The 18,550-nt window shown below is 44.4% G+C and carries 15 protein-coding genes and 1 tRNA gene; 9 read left to right on the top strand and 7 right to left on the bottom strand.

Annotation, left to right across the window (positions count from 1 at the left end):
* Nucleotides 1–198: 198 nt before the first annotated feature.
* Nucleotides 199–2,109 (bottom strand): acetate--CoA ligase family protein, encoded by a 1,911-nt coding sequence (locus AAFP14_RS26000; RefSeq protein WP_341735065.1) that lies wholly within the window; start codon nt 2,107–2,109, stop codon nt 199–201.
* Between the two features lie 219 nt (nt 2,110–2,328).
* Here AAFP14_RS26000 and AAFP14_RS25995 point away from each other — a divergent pair, with 219 nt between their 5' ends.
* Together AAFP14_RS25995 and AAFP14_RS25990 are read left to right on the top strand one after the other, a co-directional pair.
* Nucleotides 2,329–2,526 carry a hypothetical protein gene (locus tag AAFP14_RS25995; protein ID WP_341735064.1) on the top strand — a complete coding sequence of 66 codons (198 nt, stop codon included), beginning with the start codon at nt 2,329–2,331 and terminating at the stop codon, nt 2,524–2,526.
* Between the two features lie 279 nt (nt 2,527–2,805).
* The gene (locus tag AAFP14_RS25990; protein ID WP_341735063.1) at nt 2,806–3,651 is read left to right on the top strand and encodes a cyanophycinase; all 846 of its coding nucleotides are present in this window, start codon (nt 2,806–2,808) and stop codon (nt 3,649–3,651) included.
* Nucleotides 3,652–3,815: 164 nt separating this feature from the next.
* On the opposite strand, the gene AAFP14_RS25985 is transcribed toward AAFP14_RS25990, so the two are convergent.
* Nucleotides 3,816–4,061, bottom strand: a complete 246-nt coding sequence (locus AAFP14_RS25985; RefSeq protein WP_341735062.1) for a hypothetical protein — start codon at nt 4,059–4,061, stop codon at nt 3,816–3,818.
* Between the two features lie 323 nt (nt 4,062–4,384).
* A complete protein-coding gene (locus AAFP14_RS25980) occupies nt 4,385–4,819 on the bottom strand; it encodes a response regulator (RefSeq protein WP_341735061.1) in 435 nt (144 codons plus the stop codon).
* A gap of 548 nt (nt 4,820–5,367) precedes the next feature.
* Between AAFP14_RS25980 and AAFP14_RS25975 the strand changes: the two genes are divergently transcribed.
* Complete coding sequence (locus tag AAFP14_RS25975) at nt 5,368–6,804, top strand: RNA-guided endonuclease InsQ/TnpB family protein (RefSeq protein WP_341735060.1); 1,437 nt, start codon at nt 5,368–5,370, stop codon at nt 6,802–6,804.
* Between the two features lie 80 nt (nt 6,805–6,884).
* The gene (locus tag AAFP14_RS25970; protein ID WP_341735059.1) at nt 6,885–9,545 is read left to right on the top strand and encodes an EAL domain-containing protein; all 2,661 of its coding nucleotides are present in this window, start codon (nt 6,885–6,887) and stop codon (nt 9,543–9,545) included.
* Between the two features lie 414 nt (nt 9,546–9,959).
* On the opposite strand, the gene AAFP14_RS25965 is transcribed toward AAFP14_RS25970, so the two are convergent.
* On the bottom strand, nt 9,960–10,682 hold the full coding sequence (locus AAFP14_RS25965) for a response regulator transcription factor (RefSeq protein WP_341735058.1): 723 nt from the start codon (nt 10,680–10,682) through the stop codon (nt 9,960–9,962).
* Nucleotides 10,683–11,078: 396 nt separating this feature from the next.
* Between AAFP14_RS25965 and AAFP14_RS25960 the strand changes: the two genes are divergently transcribed.
* From AAFP14_RS25960 to AAFP14_RS25950, 3 genes are all read left to right on the top strand, one after another.
* Nucleotides 11,079–12,929, top strand: coding sequence for a PAS domain-containing sensor histidine kinase (locus AAFP14_RS25960; RefSeq protein WP_341735057.1), 1,851 nt, complete (start codon nt 11,079–11,081; stop codon nt 12,927–12,929).
* 216 nt (nt 12,930–13,145) lie between these two features.
* Nucleotides 13,146–15,020 (top strand): ArnT family glycosyltransferase, encoded by a 1,875-nt coding sequence (locus AAFP14_RS25955; protein ID WP_341735056.1) that lies wholly within the window; start codon nt 13,146–13,148, stop codon nt 15,018–15,020.
* A gap of 375 nt (nt 15,021–15,395) precedes the next feature.
* Nucleotides 15,396–15,815, top strand: coding sequence for a helix-turn-helix domain-containing protein (locus tag AAFP14_RS25950; RefSeq protein WP_341735055.1), 420 nt, complete (start codon nt 15,396–15,398; stop codon nt 15,813–15,815).
* Between the two features lie 147 nt (nt 15,816–15,962).
* Here the strand turns inward: AAFP14_RS25950 and AAFP14_RS25945 are convergent.
* Nucleotides 15,963–16,034, bottom strand: a tRNA-Val gene (locus AAFP14_RS25945).
* Between the two features lie 71 nt (nt 16,035–16,105).
* Between AAFP14_RS25945 and AAFP14_RS25940 the strand changes: the two genes are divergently transcribed.
* Complete coding sequence (locus tag AAFP14_RS25940) at nt 16,106–16,738, top strand: metal-binding protein (protein WP_341735054.1); 633 nt, start codon at nt 16,106–16,108, stop codon at nt 16,736–16,738.
* A 52-nt stretch (nt 16,739–16,790) separates the two neighbouring features.
* Entirely contained in the window at nt 16,791–17,618 is an 828-nt protein-coding gene (gene mazG / locus AAFP14_RS25935; protein WP_341735053.1) for a nucleoside triphosphate pyrophosphohydrolase, read from the top strand.
* A gap of 91 nt (nt 17,619–17,709) precedes the next feature.
* Here the strand turns inward: mazG and AAFP14_RS26755 are convergent, their stop codons facing one another.
* Together AAFP14_RS26755 and AAFP14_RS25930 are read right to left on the bottom strand one after the other, a co-directional pair.
* Complete coding sequence (locus AAFP14_RS26755) at nt 17,710–17,805, bottom strand: 4Fe-4S binding protein (RefSeq protein ID WP_472851092.1); 96 nt, start codon at nt 17,803–17,805, stop codon at nt 17,710–17,712.
* A gap of 22 nt (nt 17,806–17,827) precedes the next feature.
* Nucleotides 17,828–18,298 carry a hypothetical protein gene (locus AAFP14_RS25930; RefSeq protein WP_341735052.1) on the bottom strand — a complete coding sequence of 157 codons (471 nt, stop codon included), beginning with the start codon at nt 18,296–18,298 and terminating at the stop codon, nt 17,828–17,830.
* Nucleotides 18,299–18,550 lie beyond the last annotated feature (252 nt).

Genomic DNA, 18,550 nt, shown 5'->3' with positions numbered 1-18,550 from the left:
TATTTGGGTGCAAGCCCAGGAATTCGACTGCTTTTCTGAGTGGTATGTATGCCATCCGCTAAAGATCACACTATTTGTTAGCGTATGTCAATAATTGTTAGAAAAATTGGTACTGTGCGTTAACCTCCAGAAAACCCAGCCCATGAGTCCACGAGCTAGATCCCAACCTAGTCATCACCAAAAACATCCCGCAAACAACTACAAAACAGTCCCTATTTCCTTCAAATAAACCCGCGTAAACGGTTCCCCATCACCCAGAGTATACTGCTCTATCAACCCTTTGCGACGAATTGAAATATTAGCTCCTTCCCGCACCACCACCGTATCGTCATCAGTGCTTGCTCTCGCCAACATCATCTCAGTTTCTCCTGGATTGTCCAGCACTACCAGATTACTGCCCCGATAAAACATTCCCCGCTCTGCCAAAATAGTCTCTGGATACTCAGCAATTAACAAATCCAGTTGAGGATTCCGCAGCAAATTTTGCACGTTAACGTTATAGTTATGGTTAAAAACTTTTTCAGAACGGTTGACAAACACGGCCTCGCGACAAACAGCACCAATCGTCCAGTCAGGATGTTCCAACAGAATGCGATCGATTATTTCTTGAAGTTGCGGTACCGCAATCTTGTTGAAAGTAATAATCGGAATTCTGGCATCATTTCCCGACTCAAAAAAAGTCTCCAGAATGTGAGAGGGTACATCAACACTTTCCCCTACAGCCGGGTTCAAGTGCATAAAAATTCCCGGTGCAGCGTTAATTTCCAGAATCCCAAAATTGCCTGCTTTCCAAGATTGAGCTAAAGATTCTGTCACCACATCAATTCCCAAACAAGTTAACCGAAAATGCTGGGCGATATCTTGAGCCAAAATAATATTGTCTGGGTGCAGGGTGCGGGTAGCATCGATGCTGACACCGCCAGCAGAAAGATTAGCCACTTTCCGCAGAAAAATAGTGCGATCGCCCTCTAGGACGCTATCTAATGACAACTGCTGTTCTGTTAAATACATTTCCATAGCTTCATCCGACTGAATTTTACTCAGTGGCGAAGTAGGAGTATCCAAACGTTCTGGTTTGCGGTTTTCTCTCCGAATTAACTCCCTAATTGTTAATTTCCCATCCCCTGTCACCCATGCTGGTCGGCGTTCCGTGGCCGCCACAAATTTGCCGTTAACACACAGTAGGCGAAAATCCGCTCCTTTGATGCTATTTTCCACAATTACTCGCACCGATTCTGTTTCGGGAATTGCTTTAACTGCTCTTTTAAAAGCAGCTTGCAATTCCTCAGCATCTCGGATATCTGCTGTCACCCCAATTCCTTTATGACCGACTACTGGTTTGACAGCAACCGGGTAGCCAATTTCTTTGGCAACTGTCACAGCTCCATTTTCAGTCGAGACGATATCGCCTTTGGGAACAGGAAATCCTAATGTCGCTAAAAATGCTTTACAGTCGTCTTTGCGAGTGGTAAAATCTGAGTCTAAATGGCTGTCGGAATCAAAAGTAGTTGCTGAGCCGCGAATTAGTTTTTTGCCGTAACCGTATTGCATCAATCCTTCATCCCATAAATAAAATGCGGGAATGCCTTTTTGGGATGCCGATCGCATTAACGAATAGACAGTCGGACCTCCATAAACAGACTGTCGGAACACTTTTTGCAGCGCGGCTATTTGTGCTTCTAAGGGAAAATCTTGATTTTGATTGATGGCTTCAAACCAGTCCCAAACAGCGTAAACTACCGCTCTGCTGCTACGGGCGTGCACAGCTTCTATGCTGATTCTGTTAAATTCGCCATAGGGCTTGACATTCCAGTGGTGGAAGTGTAAACCCATGTCTAGTTTTCCTACTTCTGAACAGGTACGGGCAAACAGTTGCGCGTGGGAATCATGGTTTTCCTGGAGCAATTGCGGGTAGCGATCGCCAATAATTGAATGGTAAGAGGCAATGGGCAAAGCTTGACTGGAATCTGTTATAGCAAAATCAAATACTAAAGCGGCCGTGTCTAAAAAAGGGTTTGGCCCGATGTAGTGTTTGAAATTAAAAATATCAAATACATCAGTTTTTCTAGCGTTGATCCGTGGTGTATCGGTACTTGTGTGTTGCAGCATTTTCTAACCTCCTTTTCGCTCACATTTTATGATAATTCTACAGAGATAGCAGGGTAAACTATCTGCGTCCCTAGATATCCTAGCAGTTAACAGCAATTCTTCCTCAACATCTTCTGCCTAAAGCAGCAGCTTCTGGCTTCAAAAGCTCTAACTTTTGAGAGGTGTATGACCGCAATAAATAATTTATCGTTGTGAAAGCGCATGGAAGGAAGCAGAATTATGAATCACACAAAGACTGCTCTCAGAGATGAGGTTCACCAACTGGCTGAAGAAGCATTTAATCGGAAGCTGATTTCTGGTCATGGCGACAGTCAAAACAGCAATGAGTACCAGATTGTCTGGAATGGCAAACCCAGACACTTACCTTTAGAACGGGCACGCTCGGTATTAAGAAATTTGATTGAGCGATCGCACTAAGCAGACAAACATCCCCCAATAGAACACCCACAGCCTCGACTTCTTCAAGAAATCGGGGCTAAAACAGTGGCGTTTGAGTTTTGAGATAGCTCCCCATGGTCGGTCATGCTTCACCCTCGATCGCTCAAAGCCATAGTCTGATTACTTCCTGCTTCCTGCCATCACCCCCTCTGGTGACTAACTCCAGAAATTTTGTATCAAAATCTACCTTTTGGTCGTAGTGCGGTCTAGAAACTCTATGTTTTATTAAAAAATAGATCCACCAAGATGAGAGACTATATGGCTAGCAGCGAAAATCGGGGGCAGTTAGTAATAATTGGCGGTGCAGAAGACAAAGACGGAGACTGTAAAATTCTGCGAGAATTCTTGCGGCGCGCCGGAGGGATTAAAGCCAGAATTGTGGTGATGACGGCTGCTACAACTCTGCCGGGAGAAGTAGGAGATAATTACATCAGAGTATTTGAGCGACTTGGCGCTGAAGACGTGCGAGTTGTTGACACCCAGGGTCGGGAAGATAGCAACAATTCAGATTATTTAGAAGCGATCGAACAAGCAACGGGCGTATTTTTTACCGGCGGAGAGCAAGCACGCATTATTAGCAGCTTGAAAGACACCAAACTCGATGCAGCTCTTCACAAACGCTTCTCTGAAGGTATTGTCATTGGCGGTACAAGTGCCGGAGCAGCCATGATGCCAGACATGATGATTATTGAAGGAGACTCCGAGACAAATCCGCGCGTAGATGTAGTAGCCATGGGACCGGGGATGGGGTTCCTGCCTGGGGTCGTAATCGATCAGCATTTCGCCCAGCGAGGTCGTCTGGGACGGTTAATTTCCGCGCTTCTACAGCAGCCTGCCGTCTTGGGATTTGGGATTGATGAAAATACAGCTATTGTGGTGACAGGTGACGAAATCGAAGTCATTGGCGAAGGTGCTGTCACAGTCATCGACGAGTCAGAAAAAAACCATGACAATTTAGAGGGTCTGTTGAAGGATGAGGCTTTGGCCGTTTGTGGGGTCAAGTTGCACATTCTCCCTCACAAATATCGGTTTAACTTGAAAACTCGTCAGCCCGTGTTGGATACCGAAACCGTCGGCGTTGAGAAAGAGAAGGTAACAGCTTAGTTTACAACTAATGGGCAAGCCAGTCCGCGCCACACTCTAGTGCGGGCTGGAGCAATAACATTTTTCGGCATCAAATGTTACAAAAACCAGTCTCTTCTGAGAAACCGCTCTAGCTAATCATTAGAATGTTATGAGTTAAATTCATAACTCATAACTTCTACTTTTCAAGCACTTTTTTGTTCGCCGAAATCTGACTGCTGCCCCTCGCTCGCTAGTAAATTCCACCCTTGAGTTCTCAGTTTTTGAAATGTTGCCCACCCTTTAGAACCATCCGGTTCTAGGTAGTCCGATGCAGCGTACTGTGGAAAAGCTGTATAAGGTCGCCACGGTTGGCGGGGTTCAGTGCGTAGGTGCAATATTTTTTCTCCATTGCTTCCCAATCTGGGCAACCAGCACATTTGTTTCAGCATATCTAACACTCCATAGTATGGTCTCGTGCGAAGTCGATTTTATGCAGGGAATTACCGTTTAATCAAGCATTAATTTGGCGGTTTTCCCTTTGCTTTATAAATACACGCTGATTCTCCCTCTTTCTGGATCGAATAACATCTTTCTACCGTATTGCTTTTATGATTTGAAAAATGTTCCTCAAGTTACATTTATTAAAATTTCTCCACGATTTATTACCTTATCAAAAGTTAAATATATTTTCATAAATCAGTGGTTCAATAGTTCTTGGTGCGTTTGACTACATTTTTTATCCTAAAACAGCCTTTCCAATCAGGTTCTGGTTCTAATTGAGATAGCGCTGGATAGTTATTTCTAATCGATCGATATCAAAAGGTTTGGAAATATATGCAACGCAGCCGGCTTGCAAAATCCGATCGCGGTCTTCCGCTTTTGCTAGTGCTGTGACAGCAATAATCGGAATATTTATCAGTTGGGGATTTTGTTTGAGACGGCTCATCAGTTCTATACCGTCGATATCCGGTAAACAAATGTCTAGCAAAATTAGGTCGGGAGGTCGGGAAACTGCTACTGAAAGAGCTGTGCGACCGTCTAGGGCTTTGACGCACTCGTAACCAAATAAATCGAGTATTTGTGCTAGCAGCTCTAAGTTGTCGTGATTGTCGTCTATAGCTAAGACTAAGGGACGTTTATCAACCAGCAGTCGATCGCTCTTACCAAACGAATATTCTAAATTCTGGTTCCTGTTGGGGTAATTCATAAATGCCGACTCAGGCAGTTTCTCTGTAATTTTACTTATCCTATAACATAAATTTAACTCAACATCGATGCCATTGCCTTGTAAAGTAGGCCAGCCAAAGTCCAAAAGCCTTATCTAGAATCCCAAGTTTTCCACTTCCCTAAATTCTGAGGTTTAAACCAGACTATAGTCTTTCTCAACAAAGTAAAGTACGCACGTCACCATTAGCTCTTACCCTGGACTTGATATATCTCACCTAAGTGAGAAAGGCTATATTTTCATCTCTTTTCAAGGATGAGCCTGTACTTTAGCTCCCTTCCCTTTACAAAACTTTACCTACGTAAGATCGCTAAAAAAATTATGGATATTGATACAACATAATACTATGATGTAGTCAGTATTGCTTATATTGCTTAGATTGTTATATTCTGTAATAGAATGCGAGTTAGCTAGACAGACGGGAATCCCCACACTATACCGCCTCGGTTAGTGTGGGATGAAAGGCGTGTGAGGTGAGGATTCCATCTGTTCACAATCTCAAAGCATAGCTTTGAGGAGTGGGCGGATGGATGACGAGACCAACAAATCCTGGTAAAATAATACTCACAAAAAACGGCAATTCAATGAAGGCGACATATCAGTACCAGTTCTATCCCGACACTAATCAAAAGCTAGCTCTCAACCAATGGCTCAGAATTTGCCGTTATTGGTACAATCGCCAATTGGGAGATCGTTTTGATTGGTGGGAAATGAACCGTACTGCTATCAATGCTTGTCCCTTAAAAACCAGTATTGCCGCTCCCAGAGAAAAGCCTAACTACTACTGCCAAAAACAACAGTTACCCATTCTCAAAAAAGATTTGGTTAACGTCTTTCATAGTGGTGAGTTATTAGACTTTAAGCAAGTCGATTCAACGATTCTGCAAAACGTTTCCCAACGAGTCGAACGAGCTTTTGAGAGGTTTATTGTCGGTGACAGCAAAGGTGCGCGATCGGGTAGACCCAGATTCAAAACTGAAGCCGACTACCGAACAATGACTTTGGCAACGGCTAGGGACGATTGGATTAAATTAATTCGCAAGAATTGGATTTACATTCGATTGCCAAAACTAGGGGTAATAAAGGTGCGGATGCACCGTGCCATCCCCGATGGTTTAACCATTAAACAAGTGAGTGTCACTAGGAAAGCCGACGGTTGGTTCCTCCAATTAATACTTGAAGACACTTCTGTGCCTGAATTGACACCGGATAAAATTGCTCCCACTTGGGAGAATTCAATCGGTTTAGATGCAGTGTTACACGAAGATGTTTATCTAGCGACATCTGAGGGTGAGAAATTACTTTCCCTCAAGCCACTCCGAAAGAATCAAGCTAAATTAGACCGCATTTCCCGGAAGCGGAATCAACGAAAAAGAAGGTCTAAAGCCCGACGAAAGTTGGCAAAAAAAGAGGCGAGACAGCATCAAAAGATTGCGCGTTGTCGCCAAGACTTTCATTATAAAACAGCTCACAAATTAGTCAGGACGGGAGCTAAGTTCTTCTTCCATGAAGACTTAAACCTCAAAGGTTTAACTAAAAGAAACAAGGTTAAACAAGATGAGGATGGGAAATATTTACCCAATGGGCAATCCGCTAAATCTGGATTGAATAAATCCTGGCTGGATGCAGCTTTTGGGCAATTTTTTACGACGCTGAGCTACATAGGAGAAAAAACTGGGGCAGTCGTCGTTTCACAAAAACCTGCTTACACCTCAATGCTTCTGTGTTATCGGAATGAAATGGTTTTCACCGACTGCAATATTCGAGAGTATTGGGACGAGCAAAATTCTTTGATGGTAGATCGCGATCTTAATGCTGCGATTAACCTAAAAAGACTGGGGTTGGACAGTTTCCCCAGTATAAAACGCCGTAGTGGGAATCTTTCCATAGTTGGTTCTATGGATAACAGTACCATCAAGGAAATCTTACATACCCTTCATCGGGCTGTTAAGAAGCCCACATCATAATCTGTACTCAGATTTGATGTGGGAGTATGTCACGATAAGAGCTCGCAAAATGCTATTATCAGCCTTGGGGATCAAAAAAGATGGCTCGTAAAAGAATTATAAAAATGTCCAGACCGGCTGTGGAACAGGAGAGTTTACTCAACCGAATTACTACTCGCATCCGACACTCTTTAGAACTGCAAGAGATTTTGATGACAACGGTAAAAGAACTAGGTAACTTGTTAGAGAGCGATCGGGTAAAAATTTATCGGTTTGAACCTGATGGCAGTGGTGAGGTAATTGCTGAGTCGATTAAGGATAATAATTTGCCGTCACTGTTGGGCTTACATTTTCCAGCAACCGACATTCCCAAAACCGCTCGCGAAATGTTTGTCAAAGCTAGGCAGCGAGTAATTATAGATGTCGGATTGAATCATCAAACAATTAATCGATTAGATTGTCCCGAAACAGGCAAAACTTTAGCGGCTGAAGATATTCGCTATGCTAAGGTAGACCCCTGTCACATAGAATATCTGAGGACGATGGGTGTCCATTCTTCCCTCACCGTGCCGATTTTGCATCAAAATCAGCTTTGGGGGATCTTGGCCTGTCATCACACGCAACCGAAACGGTTTAGCGATCGAGAATTAAAAATTGTGCAATTGCTTGTGGATCAACTGTCAATTGCGATCGCCCAATCTTTTCTGCTCAGTCAAGCTCGACAGCAAGCGAGCGATGAAGCCATTGTCAACCAAATTAGCAGTTTGCTCCACTCCCCCCTAGAATTAACAGAAATTAGACACACAGTCCTAGAACAAACCGTCAAATATTTAGCAGGTTGTGGCGGTAGATTGTACATTGCCCCCGAAGGAGTGAATTGGCCAGCGGAACTTTATACCTGCGGTCAACAGCCACAGAATTTAGAAATAGAAAAAAGCCCGTTTTGGCAAGAAATTATGGGGGTAAAAAAAACATTAATAGGAGAAACAAATGAAGACATTAATCCAGAAATATCAGGAATATTTCCCGATATTGAAAGAGATAAATACCAGGAAAGCGGTTTAACAATTACTAATTATATAATTCCCAATATATATGCTTTTTGCGATATTTCTAAAGCACCTCAACTAAAATCTTTATCTTCATATTTTCTGGAAGTTTCTATCCGGTCAATGCTGGCAGTGCCACTGCAATATCGAGATCAGTGCATCGGGTGTCTTACCATCTTTCGCAGTGAAATAGAAACAGAAACTTTATGGGCTGGCCAGTGTGACTCCGAAGCCAGAAACGACCGTCCCAGAAAGTCATTTTCAGCGTGGAAAGAAATAAAAAAACAACAAGGTAGACACTGGAAAGCTGATGAACTGAAGCTAGCAAAATCCTTAGCAACTCATCTTTATATGGCGGCCATGCAAAGGCGCGTAGAAGCAATGATTCGACATCAAGCTTCCCACGACCAACTAACAGGTTTAGCTAACAAATTGCTGTTTAACGAACAACTTTCCCTAGCTGTAGTTAACGCTCACCAAAACGCCGAAATGTTGGCGGTGATATTTCTTGATTTGGATGGTTTTAAAAATGTTAACGATACCCTCGGTCATGCTGTAGGCGACCAGTTACTCCAAGCAGTATCTTGGCGTTTAACCAACTGTTTGCGCGTGGGCGATTCCATTGCCCGTTGGGGCGGAGATGAATTTACTTTACTGCTGTACAATATTAGCAGCGCCCAGGATGTCATTGATACTTGCCAGCAGATTCTCCACAGTTTATGTACTCCTTTTTACTTTGAGAAGCAGGAACTTTATATCAAAGCCAGCTTGGGAATTGCTTTGGCTCCCTACGACGGAGAAGATGCCGAAACTTTGCTGAAAAACGCCGATGCTGCTATGTACAAAGCGAAACAGAAAGGTCGGAATAATTATCAGTTTTATACCAGAGCGATCGGCAACAAAGCATCGGAGCGTCTGGTATTAGAAAACAATCTTTACCGAGCTCTAGAAAATTCGGAATTTTTGCTCTACTACCAGCCACAAATAGACATAAATACTGGCAAAATAGTCTGTCTAGAAGCTTTGGTGCGCTGGGAGCATCCCGATCGCGGGTTGATGGGTCCAGATCGATTTATTCCCTTAGCTGAGGAAACAGGATTAATCTGCCAGATTGACGAATGGGTGCTGCGAACTGCTTGCCTTCAAAATCGAGAATGGCAGTTAATGGGGCTGCCACTGATGCGGGTAGCGGTCAATTTATCTGCCCGTCAGTTTCAGCAACATAACACAGTACAAACAATCGCTAAAATCTTGTCGGAAACTGGCCTAGATCCAGAGTATTTAGAAATAGAAATTACCGAAAGCATTGCCATGACAGACGTGAAATTTACGGTGTCTGTATTGCAGCAGTTACAGCAAATGGGAATTCGGATTTCTCTAGACGATTTTGGCACTGGTTATTCTTCTTTGTGGTCTCTCAAACACCTACCACTCAACAATTTGAAAATCGATCGCTCCTTCGTGGCAGATTTGAGGAATGGTACCAGTGGTGCTGCGATTGTGAAAGTGGCGATCGCCTTGGGACAGGGATTGAATTTAGAGGTAATTGCTGAGGGAGTGGAAACTCCAGAACAGTTGGAATTTTTGCATTCCCTTAAGTGCGATATGGCTCAAGGTTACTTCTTTAGCAAGCCACTATCTGTGATAGCGACAACCCAATTGTGCAGGGAAAATAAAGAATGGAAATTGACTTGTAATCCCCAATGCAATTAGCAATAAGTGTTGACAGTTGACAGTTGACTATGTGATTCGGTTCCTGAGCGAAGTAGAAGCGTCGGAGCACCCTGTTCCCTCTTGGTTTTTGGTATGAGTAATTATTCCGCATCTATCTTAAGGTGTATTTACTCAAAAAATTAGGAATTTAAAGTTATCCACAAGGATAGATGCCTAACAATTGTTCATGATTTAGGCTCGTCCTGACCGGAAACTGCTTTGATGCGTAAATTTCTGTTGGAGAATCTTCTATTTTTTCGAGGGACTTGATTTTTGACCCTAATTCATTTTCTTTATAGAACCGCAGGGCAAAAAAAATAATACACAGAACCCCGACTGATTAAACAAGTCGGGGTGTTCAAATAGATGTCTTTTACGTTTAATTAAAACTACCTACTTCAGACAAATTACTCTTCATCCAACCAAGCCAGAACGAAGGGCGAGAACAGCAGCTTGAGTGCGGTCATCAGCGCACAATTTGTTCAAAATATTGCGGACATGAGTTTTGACAGTCCCCACAGTAATGTAAAGTTTTTCCGCAATAGCAGCATTGCTATAGCCCTGCACAATTAGCTCCAAAACTTCTAATTCCCGTCCCGTCAAAGGGTAAGTTTCAATAATGTGAGTAAACTCTGGTTCCGCAGCTTTAATTGTAACTTTTTTACCCTCAGATTTTTGTTCTTCCGGGGCAGACTCCTTAGTACGAGCTTGTTTCAGGACTATACGAGCGATCGCTGGGTCAATCCAAGACTGACCTTCGTGAGTTACTTTGACTACATCTAATAACTGGTCAAAACTGATATCTTTCATGCAGTAAGAGTCAGCTCCCGCGGCAAACGCTGCCAGGACTTCTTGTTCATTGTCCTGAAAAGTCAGAATCAAAACCTTGGTGTCTGGATCGGAGTCTGGAACGATCGCTTTTTTGAACTTTTGGGTCAGTTCAATTCCGTCAAAATCTGGCAACCCAATATCTACAATTGCCACGTCAGGTTTGAAAGACTGAAGCAGTTTCAATCCCTCTGTCGCATTCGCGGCATCCCCCACAACTTCTATGGTATCACTCTGTTGTAAAGCTGTACGGATACCCACTCTTGTCAGGTCATGGTCTTCGATCAAAGCAACGCGAATTTTACTCATTTTGTTTCTAATGCCCTGCTGAAATTTTTAAATATAGCCAAATTACTCAGCTAAACAGACTCGATTTGAGAATGCGATCGCCGATCGGGTTAACCCGATCGCCTATCTTGTTCCAGCATACTCATGGAATTGCACAATTGCAAATTAATTGTTAAGTAATTTGGCTGCACCCTCTGATTCACCCTATGGGGACAGGTAGGCTCTCCTCGTTTTCACTGTCTGATTACATTATCCCTTTGTCCGCCCCTTGATAGATGTAAACAGTTCCATGAGTCGATAAATTTAATACATAAAAACTTTTGATGCAGTAACGCAATCAAAATTGATGGAGCTAGCAGCCGGACTATTAATTTGGTTTTAGCGCTAAGGCTCGACGCTTATTTATAAAATGTAATTATGACTCACTATTACGGAAATCACTGTTTTTCCTCGGATTTTTCCGACCGGGAAAGTTCCCATAGGGGAGCGGAAATAACACCAGGGCAACCACCTGTTAACTCTTGGGAGCATCAGCTCGATCGCCTGTTAAAGACCATTCCTCACATAGTTTGGCAAGCAAATGGTGATGGGGCGGTGACTTATTTGAACCGTGCCTGGGAAGAGTATACAGGAGTAGCCCCCACAGCAGCCTTGGATTTCGGCTATCTGGAGTCCGTCCATCCAGAAGACAGAGCTCGCTTCCCCTGGCGATCGGGGCAGACTGTGAGCCTAGACTCCAGTTATGAAATAGAATTGCGGCTCAGGACGCGATCGGGTATTTACCGATGGAACCTAGCCAAATTTTCCCGCGTCCCCACCCTCGGCGACGGAGTTTTAGAGTGGGTGGGAACCTATACAGATATAGATGAGATCAAGCAAATTCAAGAATGGCGGGAAGCAGAACCAACATCTCTCAAGAGTTTGCGGGACTCCAAAGCTAGGGAGACGACAGAAAACTGGAATGCAACCAGCGTGGCTAAAAAGGCGCAGCAGCAGCATTTGGAAGTTGTGGAGCGGTTTACAAATCTGTTGCATCAGCCGGCACGAAGCGTGTGCGAACTCTTCCAAGCCATAGCGGATGCCGTAGTTGAGACGATCGCCGAGGCTCAATTTTGCTTGGTGGCCCTTCCCGACTGCGACGATAACCACAGCCTCTTGTTAAGTGCAGTCACTGGGGCGGAAAAATTTGCTGGGGGTAAAACCCTGTACGTGCAAGATGCCCTGCTATCCCAAGCCTTTGCTACGGGAAAGTCTCAATTGTCATCCCAGGAGTCCGGCGCAGAAGTGCCTGCTGCTGGTGCAGTGGCGATCGAGTCTTTGCCCACAGGGCGTTTGGGGGTGTTGGCGATCGGTAATTGGCAAGATAGCCAAGCCATTGACGATGCAACTATGCAACTGCTGGGGGCGATCGGAAGACAAGCTGCGATGGCGATTCATAACGCGCGGGCGATCGAAATTAACCAAAAACAGGAACTACTTTTAGACTTACAAAATCAGCTCTTACTTCGCCAGCAAGCAGAATTAGAAAAGCAAAGTTGCCTCATTCAACAGCAAAAATTGCAACTGCTAGAAGCAGCCAAGTTAAAATCGCAATTTTTGAGAACTATGTCCCATGAATTGCGAACTCCCATGAATGCAATTATCGGTTTTTCACAATTGCTACTACGCCAGGACAAACAACTACTGACTCCTCAGCAAAGAGATTTTGTGGGGCGTATTTTTAATAATGGTAAAAATCTGCTAGTGCTGATTAACGATATCCTCGATATCTCGAAAATGGAGACTTGTGGGACTAAATTAGAAATAGCCGAATTTGATTTAGCCCAGTTGGTAATCGCTACCGCCCTGGAATTTGGAAATCAGGTTACAGATAAAAATTTGTCCCTGTCTGTCAGCGTGTGTTTGCAGGAGCGGTTGATAGTTCATGACCAGTCGCGCTTGCGGCAACTTTTGGTGAATCTCATTTCCAATGCTATTAAATTTACTCATCAGGGAAACATTGGCATTTCTGTGCGAGAACTAACCTTCGATCGACTAATTATCAACGTCACTGATACAGGAATTGGCATCAGCGAAGCTGATTTACCACATATTTTTGACAAGTTCCACCAAGCCGATCGAACTACCAGTCGCCAATATCCCGGCATTGGTTTAGGACTAGCCATTAGTGCGTCTTTGGCACAAATGATGAACAGCACACTTACAGTAGAAAGTCAAGTAGGAAAAGGTTCCACATTTCGGATCGAATTGCCACGAAAAATGAATTGACCAAAAAAATCTGGGAACGGAGGAGCAGTAAGGGCTCTAAACTAGATTTTTCTAGGCCTAGGGGGATGGTTGATAGCAACAGCCCCTTCCGTTTCCCTAGAAATCAGGGGTTTATTTAACTTGATTTGATATAATTTCTAGTCTTGAGAAGGCGAATCTTTCGATAAACTTGAGAGCGGGCTAAAATTGAAAATCTCAAATCGCAGGAAGTTTCGGGTGAAGGAAGTTATTAAAAGTTCGTCAGAATATCAAAGGAAGCACTCGATCGCACCTTTGCTGTTATCCCTATTATGGCTGTGCGCGATCGCTGGGGTGGCTTTCCTCTGGAATCTGGGCAATATTGGTTTAGTTGACGAAACCGAACCGTTGTTTGCTGAAGCCGCTCGCCAAATGACCGTCACTGGTGATTTCATCACCCCCTATTTCAACGGCGATACCAGGTTTGACAAGCCACCGTTGGTTTACTGGCTGATGGCGCTGGCCTATCGGGCGATCGGCGTTAACGAATGGGCTGTCCGTATTCCCTCGGCCCTAGCGGGAATATCTATCACTTGTCTGGGATTCTATACCCTATCCCAATCGTGGTCACAAGTCATCAGGAATGAGGCAGAAGTCATCAAGAATGAGGCAGCAGAAAAATTCTCCTCCTCTGGCGGTATTCCTCTGTTTCTTTCTGCACCTTGGATTGGTTCTGCCCTCATAGCATTAAATCCCCAAACTATTGCCTGGGGAAGGACTGGGGTTTCAGATATGCTCCTTACCGGCTGTATGTGTTCGGCACTCCTGGCCTTTTTCCTGGGATATACCCTAGAAGAAAAGAAGCAATCAGCAGGATTTTCCACCGTTTCTGCTTCCCGATTTCCCAATCCGTGGTATCTCTCTTTTTATGTACTAATTGCCTTAGCAATTTTGACTAAGGGCCCTGTGGGAATTGTGTTGCCAGCCCTGATTATTGGTGGCTTCAGCCTTTATTTAGGCAATTTTCGACAACTTTGGCGAGAAATGCGTCCGGTGTCGGGAATCTTGATTATTCTGGCGATCGCCCTACCTTGGTACATTCTGGTTATTTTAGCCAACGGTGAAACTTATATTGACAGCTTTTTTGGATATCACAATTTCCAGCGTTTTACTGGAGTTGTGAATCGACACTCGGCACCTTGGTATTTTTACTTTTTTGTAGTGTTAGTGGGTTTTGCGCCTTGGTCGATTTATTTGCCCGTCGCGATCGCCCGCACCCGTTTTTGGCAGCGTACTTACTGGCGGCGTCAACCTCGATCGGCACAGTTAAGTTTATTTGCCCTATTTTGGTTCCTCTGCATTTTTGGCTTTTTTACGATCGCCGTGACCAAATTGCCCAGTTATGTATTGCCTTTAATGCCGGCATCGGCGATTTTGGTAACGCTGTTGTGGAGCGATATCATTGCAGAAAAAGCAGCAGAAACCAGCCGGGGAAAGTTAGAAACACCACCGAATTCTTTACCCAGAGGACTATTAATTACCTACGTTGTCAATGTCGTATTTTTATTAATCATCGCTGGAGCAACTTTATACTCCTACAACTGGCTAGGAGACGATCCAGCTATGCCAAATTTTCCCCAAGCACTTCAAGAGTCTGGTTTGTTGATTGTCGGCGGTGGGATTTGGATAGTTACGGCGGTGGCGATCGCCCTTTTATTATGGCAGAGACAGCAACGCTGGATTTTGGTGGCTAACTTCATCGGATTGGTAGCATTTATCATCTTTGGTTTAACTCCAGCCTACAATTTAGTCGATCTCAACCGTCAGTTACCTCTGCGACAATTAGCACGGGTTGCGGTGGAACAAAAATTGCCTGGGGAAGAGTTTATGATGATTGGTTTTGCCAAACCTAGTCTAGTTTTTTATTCCCAATTACCGGTGACTTACTACCGACTGCCCAAAGGTGCGATCGACTACATTGAAGAATCTAAAAATCAAACTTCTCCGTCTATTTTGGTTTTAGGATATCCAGACAAATTTGTGAAATTTGGATTGCAGCCAAATGAATATCAACTGCTGGATACTCGTGGTGCTTACCAACTAGCTAGAGTTCCCAGAACAGCTTTTCGATAGTCTGTTATAACTGCGGCTGCGGTGAGTTGACTTATAGATGATATCAATTCCGGTTGTATCGGAATCATTAAACCACAGAGAACACAGAGGACACAGAGAAAAGAGAAATAATAATTCCGATGTCAACGGATTTGATATGATACACTCCTGAACCCACGGGGGGTCAAAAACCCGGTTTCTGCGTCAATATCTCATATAAAATCCTCTCTTCATCGTCCTGTATTAAACTCTCTCTTCTCTTCCTTCGCGTCCTTAGCGCCTTCGCGGTTAAATCATTCCGATACAACCGGAATTGATATTATGAGCTCATTTGCTTGACACTAAATGTACATCCTGATAGGCTAGCTTTAGGTAAAGCGTAAAGGTCGTAACGCGATGAAAGTAACGTATCAGTATCAATTCTATCCAGACACTAATCAAAAACAGAAGCTCAATCACTGGCTGAGGATTTGCCGTTATTGGTATAATCGCCAGTTAGGCGACAGATTCGATTGGTGGGACATGAATCGGACTGGTATTGATGCTTGTCCACTAATCAGCAGTATTTCTAATCCTAGGGAAAAGCCTAATTACTACAACCAAAAAGCTTTACTACCAGCGCTCAAAAAAGACTTGGTAAAAGTTTGTCATAGTGGTGAATTGTTGGATTTTAAGCAAGTAGATTCTACTGTCTTGCAAGATGTTTCCAAACGAGTAGACAAAACATTTGAGCGATTCATCATCGGCGATAGTAAAGGTGGGAAAAAGGAAATTTTGTATACCCATACTAGGGCTGCAAAGATGCCCACGTCATAGAAACACGAGGCTTGACGTGGGAGTATGTCATATCAAATCCGTTGACATCGGAATTATTAATCTCTCTCTTCTCTTCCTTCGCGTCCTTTGCGCCTTCGTGGTTAAATCATTCCGATACAACCGGAATTGATGTCACTATCATATTGATGGGTAATGTAGGATTTGAACCTACGGCATCCTGCGTGTAAAGCAGGCGCTCTACCACTGAGCTAATCACCCAATTGCACTCACAAGAACTTATGATATCAGAGTATTCCCAAAAAATCAAGTAAAAAAATCTAAACTTTTAAATGCCCTCTGGCCGTACCCACGATCGCATCACACTATGGAGTTTGCCCTTTGTCGCAGCCCTCACCCTTGGCCAGACTCGCAGCAGCCATCTAACTTTGCTAGTTTCCGGCAGCTTTTTATTCGGCGGGCTGATGTTCGGCCCCGACTTGGATATCTACTCCTGTCAGTATCAGCGCTGGGGATGGTTCAAGCTGATTTGGCTACCCTACCAAAAAAGGCTGCGCCACCGCTCTTGGCTGTCCCACGGCCCTTTGATTGGCACTGCTGTACGTATCTTGTACCTCGCTACCTGGATCGGAGTTGTCGGGATATTTGGGTTGGCGATTACTCAAACAGTCGGAAACCAAACCGGGAACTGGCAGCAACTGCTTTTAAGTTACTGGCACTCGATCGCCAAATACCCGATCGAATTATTAGCTGTTTACATCGGTCTAGAATTTGGCGCTATGAGCCACTATCTGAGCGATTGGGGAGGCTCTGCTTACAAAAGATTCCAAAAAACTGGATTGAGCCGCCTGCATCCTCCTGAGACAATCAAGGTGCGCAAACGCAAAGCTCCCATCCGCAAATCTAGTAAATCTGTAGTACCAGGAAGCAAAAAGAAGCAAGCCGGAAAAAGTAAGAAGCAATAAAATTAATGGTTTGGGTCAATAACAACGTTGCTCTTACAGGTAAATTACGATCATGTCTGATTCTCAAAGTCGATCGCTCATCGCACTAGCACAGTTAATCGAAGTTGTAGCCAAATTGCGCGACCCCAAGGGCGGATGTCCCTGGGATTTAGCCCAAACACCCCAAACTCTCATTCCCCATATTATTGAAGAAGCTTACGAAACTGTTGATGCCATTCGTCGCCAAGACCAAGATGCGATCGCCGAAGAATTGGGGGACTTACTATTGCAAGTAGTCCTCCAAGCTCAAATTGCCAGCGACTCCCATCAATTTACCCTCGCAGAAATCGCCAATGGGATTACAGAAAAACTAATTCGGCGACATCCCCACGTTTTCGGCGATGTCGAACTCAACAGCGTCGATGAAGTCAACGAAAACTGGGAAAAAATCAAAGCCGCCGAAAAAGGGGAAACTGCTGAAAAACCGCCAACTTTCGCATCGAAAATGAGCCGTTATGCCAGCACTTTGCCTCCGATCGCCGCCGGGATGAAAATCTCTCAAAAAGCTGCGGAAGCGAGTTTTGATTGGGACACTGTGGATGGTGTTTGGGATAAATTTCACGAAGAAATGGCTGAATTTGAACACGCTCTCAAACATGAGGATAAAGCAGCCCAGGAGTCGGAATTGGGAGATATTATGTTTGTGTTAATCCAATTGGCTCGCTGGTATGGTTTAGACCCGTCGGCAGCTTTGCAGGGAACAAATCAGCGGTTTGTGGATCGGTTTGCCTTAGTTGAGGGACAGTGCGATCGACCTTTATCTGATTATCCGGTGGCAGAGTTAGAGGCAATTTGGCAGCAAGCTAAAAAAATCGTGGCTACACAAACAGGCGATGCCTAATATCAAATCCCTTGCTATCAGAATCAATAATCTTCTCCTTAAACTGGCATCACACCCAATACTTTTAATAACAGTTGCTGCTCTTTGAAACCTACAGCTTCTCACCTTCCTGTTTGATTGCACCTGTAGGACATAAGGGCAAGCAATCATTACACTTATTGCAAGAGCTGGTAATGGTATAACTCATGGTTGTTGCGATCGCCTCTAAGTTAGAGGTCTTTGCGTTTTTCCAGTCCTAAATAAGTTTCTATTTGACGATCGCTGATGATAAATTCTTGTTCCCAAGGTTGTTCTAAAGCAAAGGCGTGAGCGGCAAAAACCAGGTGTACGCAGGCCGCTCGCACATCCCAATTGGCAATTTCAGCCCTTGCGGCTGCGCTGTCCAAGGTAACGGAGGGGTCTGAGTCGAGGGCGCTGGTAACGCGAAACGCGATCGTTCCCCGTCCCCCATTCACCTGCCGCTCGTAATAAAGTTTTCCATCGGCATCAATTTTCCAGGGCAGGGACAGGCGCTGTGCCAGCAGGTTACACCCCTCCCACACGGCGATCGCGGAGGCAAAGGGGCTACTTTTGCCATTGGCAAACAGGTTGGGGCTCGGAAGGGTTCTGGCGGTTGTTTTACAGCGACCTTTCTTTGCCTGCAAGGGCATCGGCGGTTGGTCGATGGGACAAACACTCACGCATTGCGGCTCGGAGGCGCAGTCCTGACAGTCGTTGCACAACTTGGAAACGGACTCCCGATCCTCAGTTTCCAGATTGGATAGAACCAACGGCTGAGGGGATATTGTTGCCGGGGGATATTATCAGCTTTACCAAAGAAATGGGTCTAAAGCCCCGTCCTTATAGGACGGCTTTAATTGTCCTTATTCTATCAGTCAGTCATGGTATAATAGAGCAAGTAAACAGCCAGTAAAAATGAAAGCAAGATACCA

This window comes from Microcoleus sp. EPA2 (genome assembly GCA_020882975.1).
In the GTDB taxonomy this organism is placed as follows: domain Bacteria; phylum Cyanobacteriota; class Cyanobacteriia; order Cyanobacteriales; family Microcoleaceae; genus Microcoleus.
This window is presented reverse-complemented; position numbering and strand designations above follow the sequence as displayed.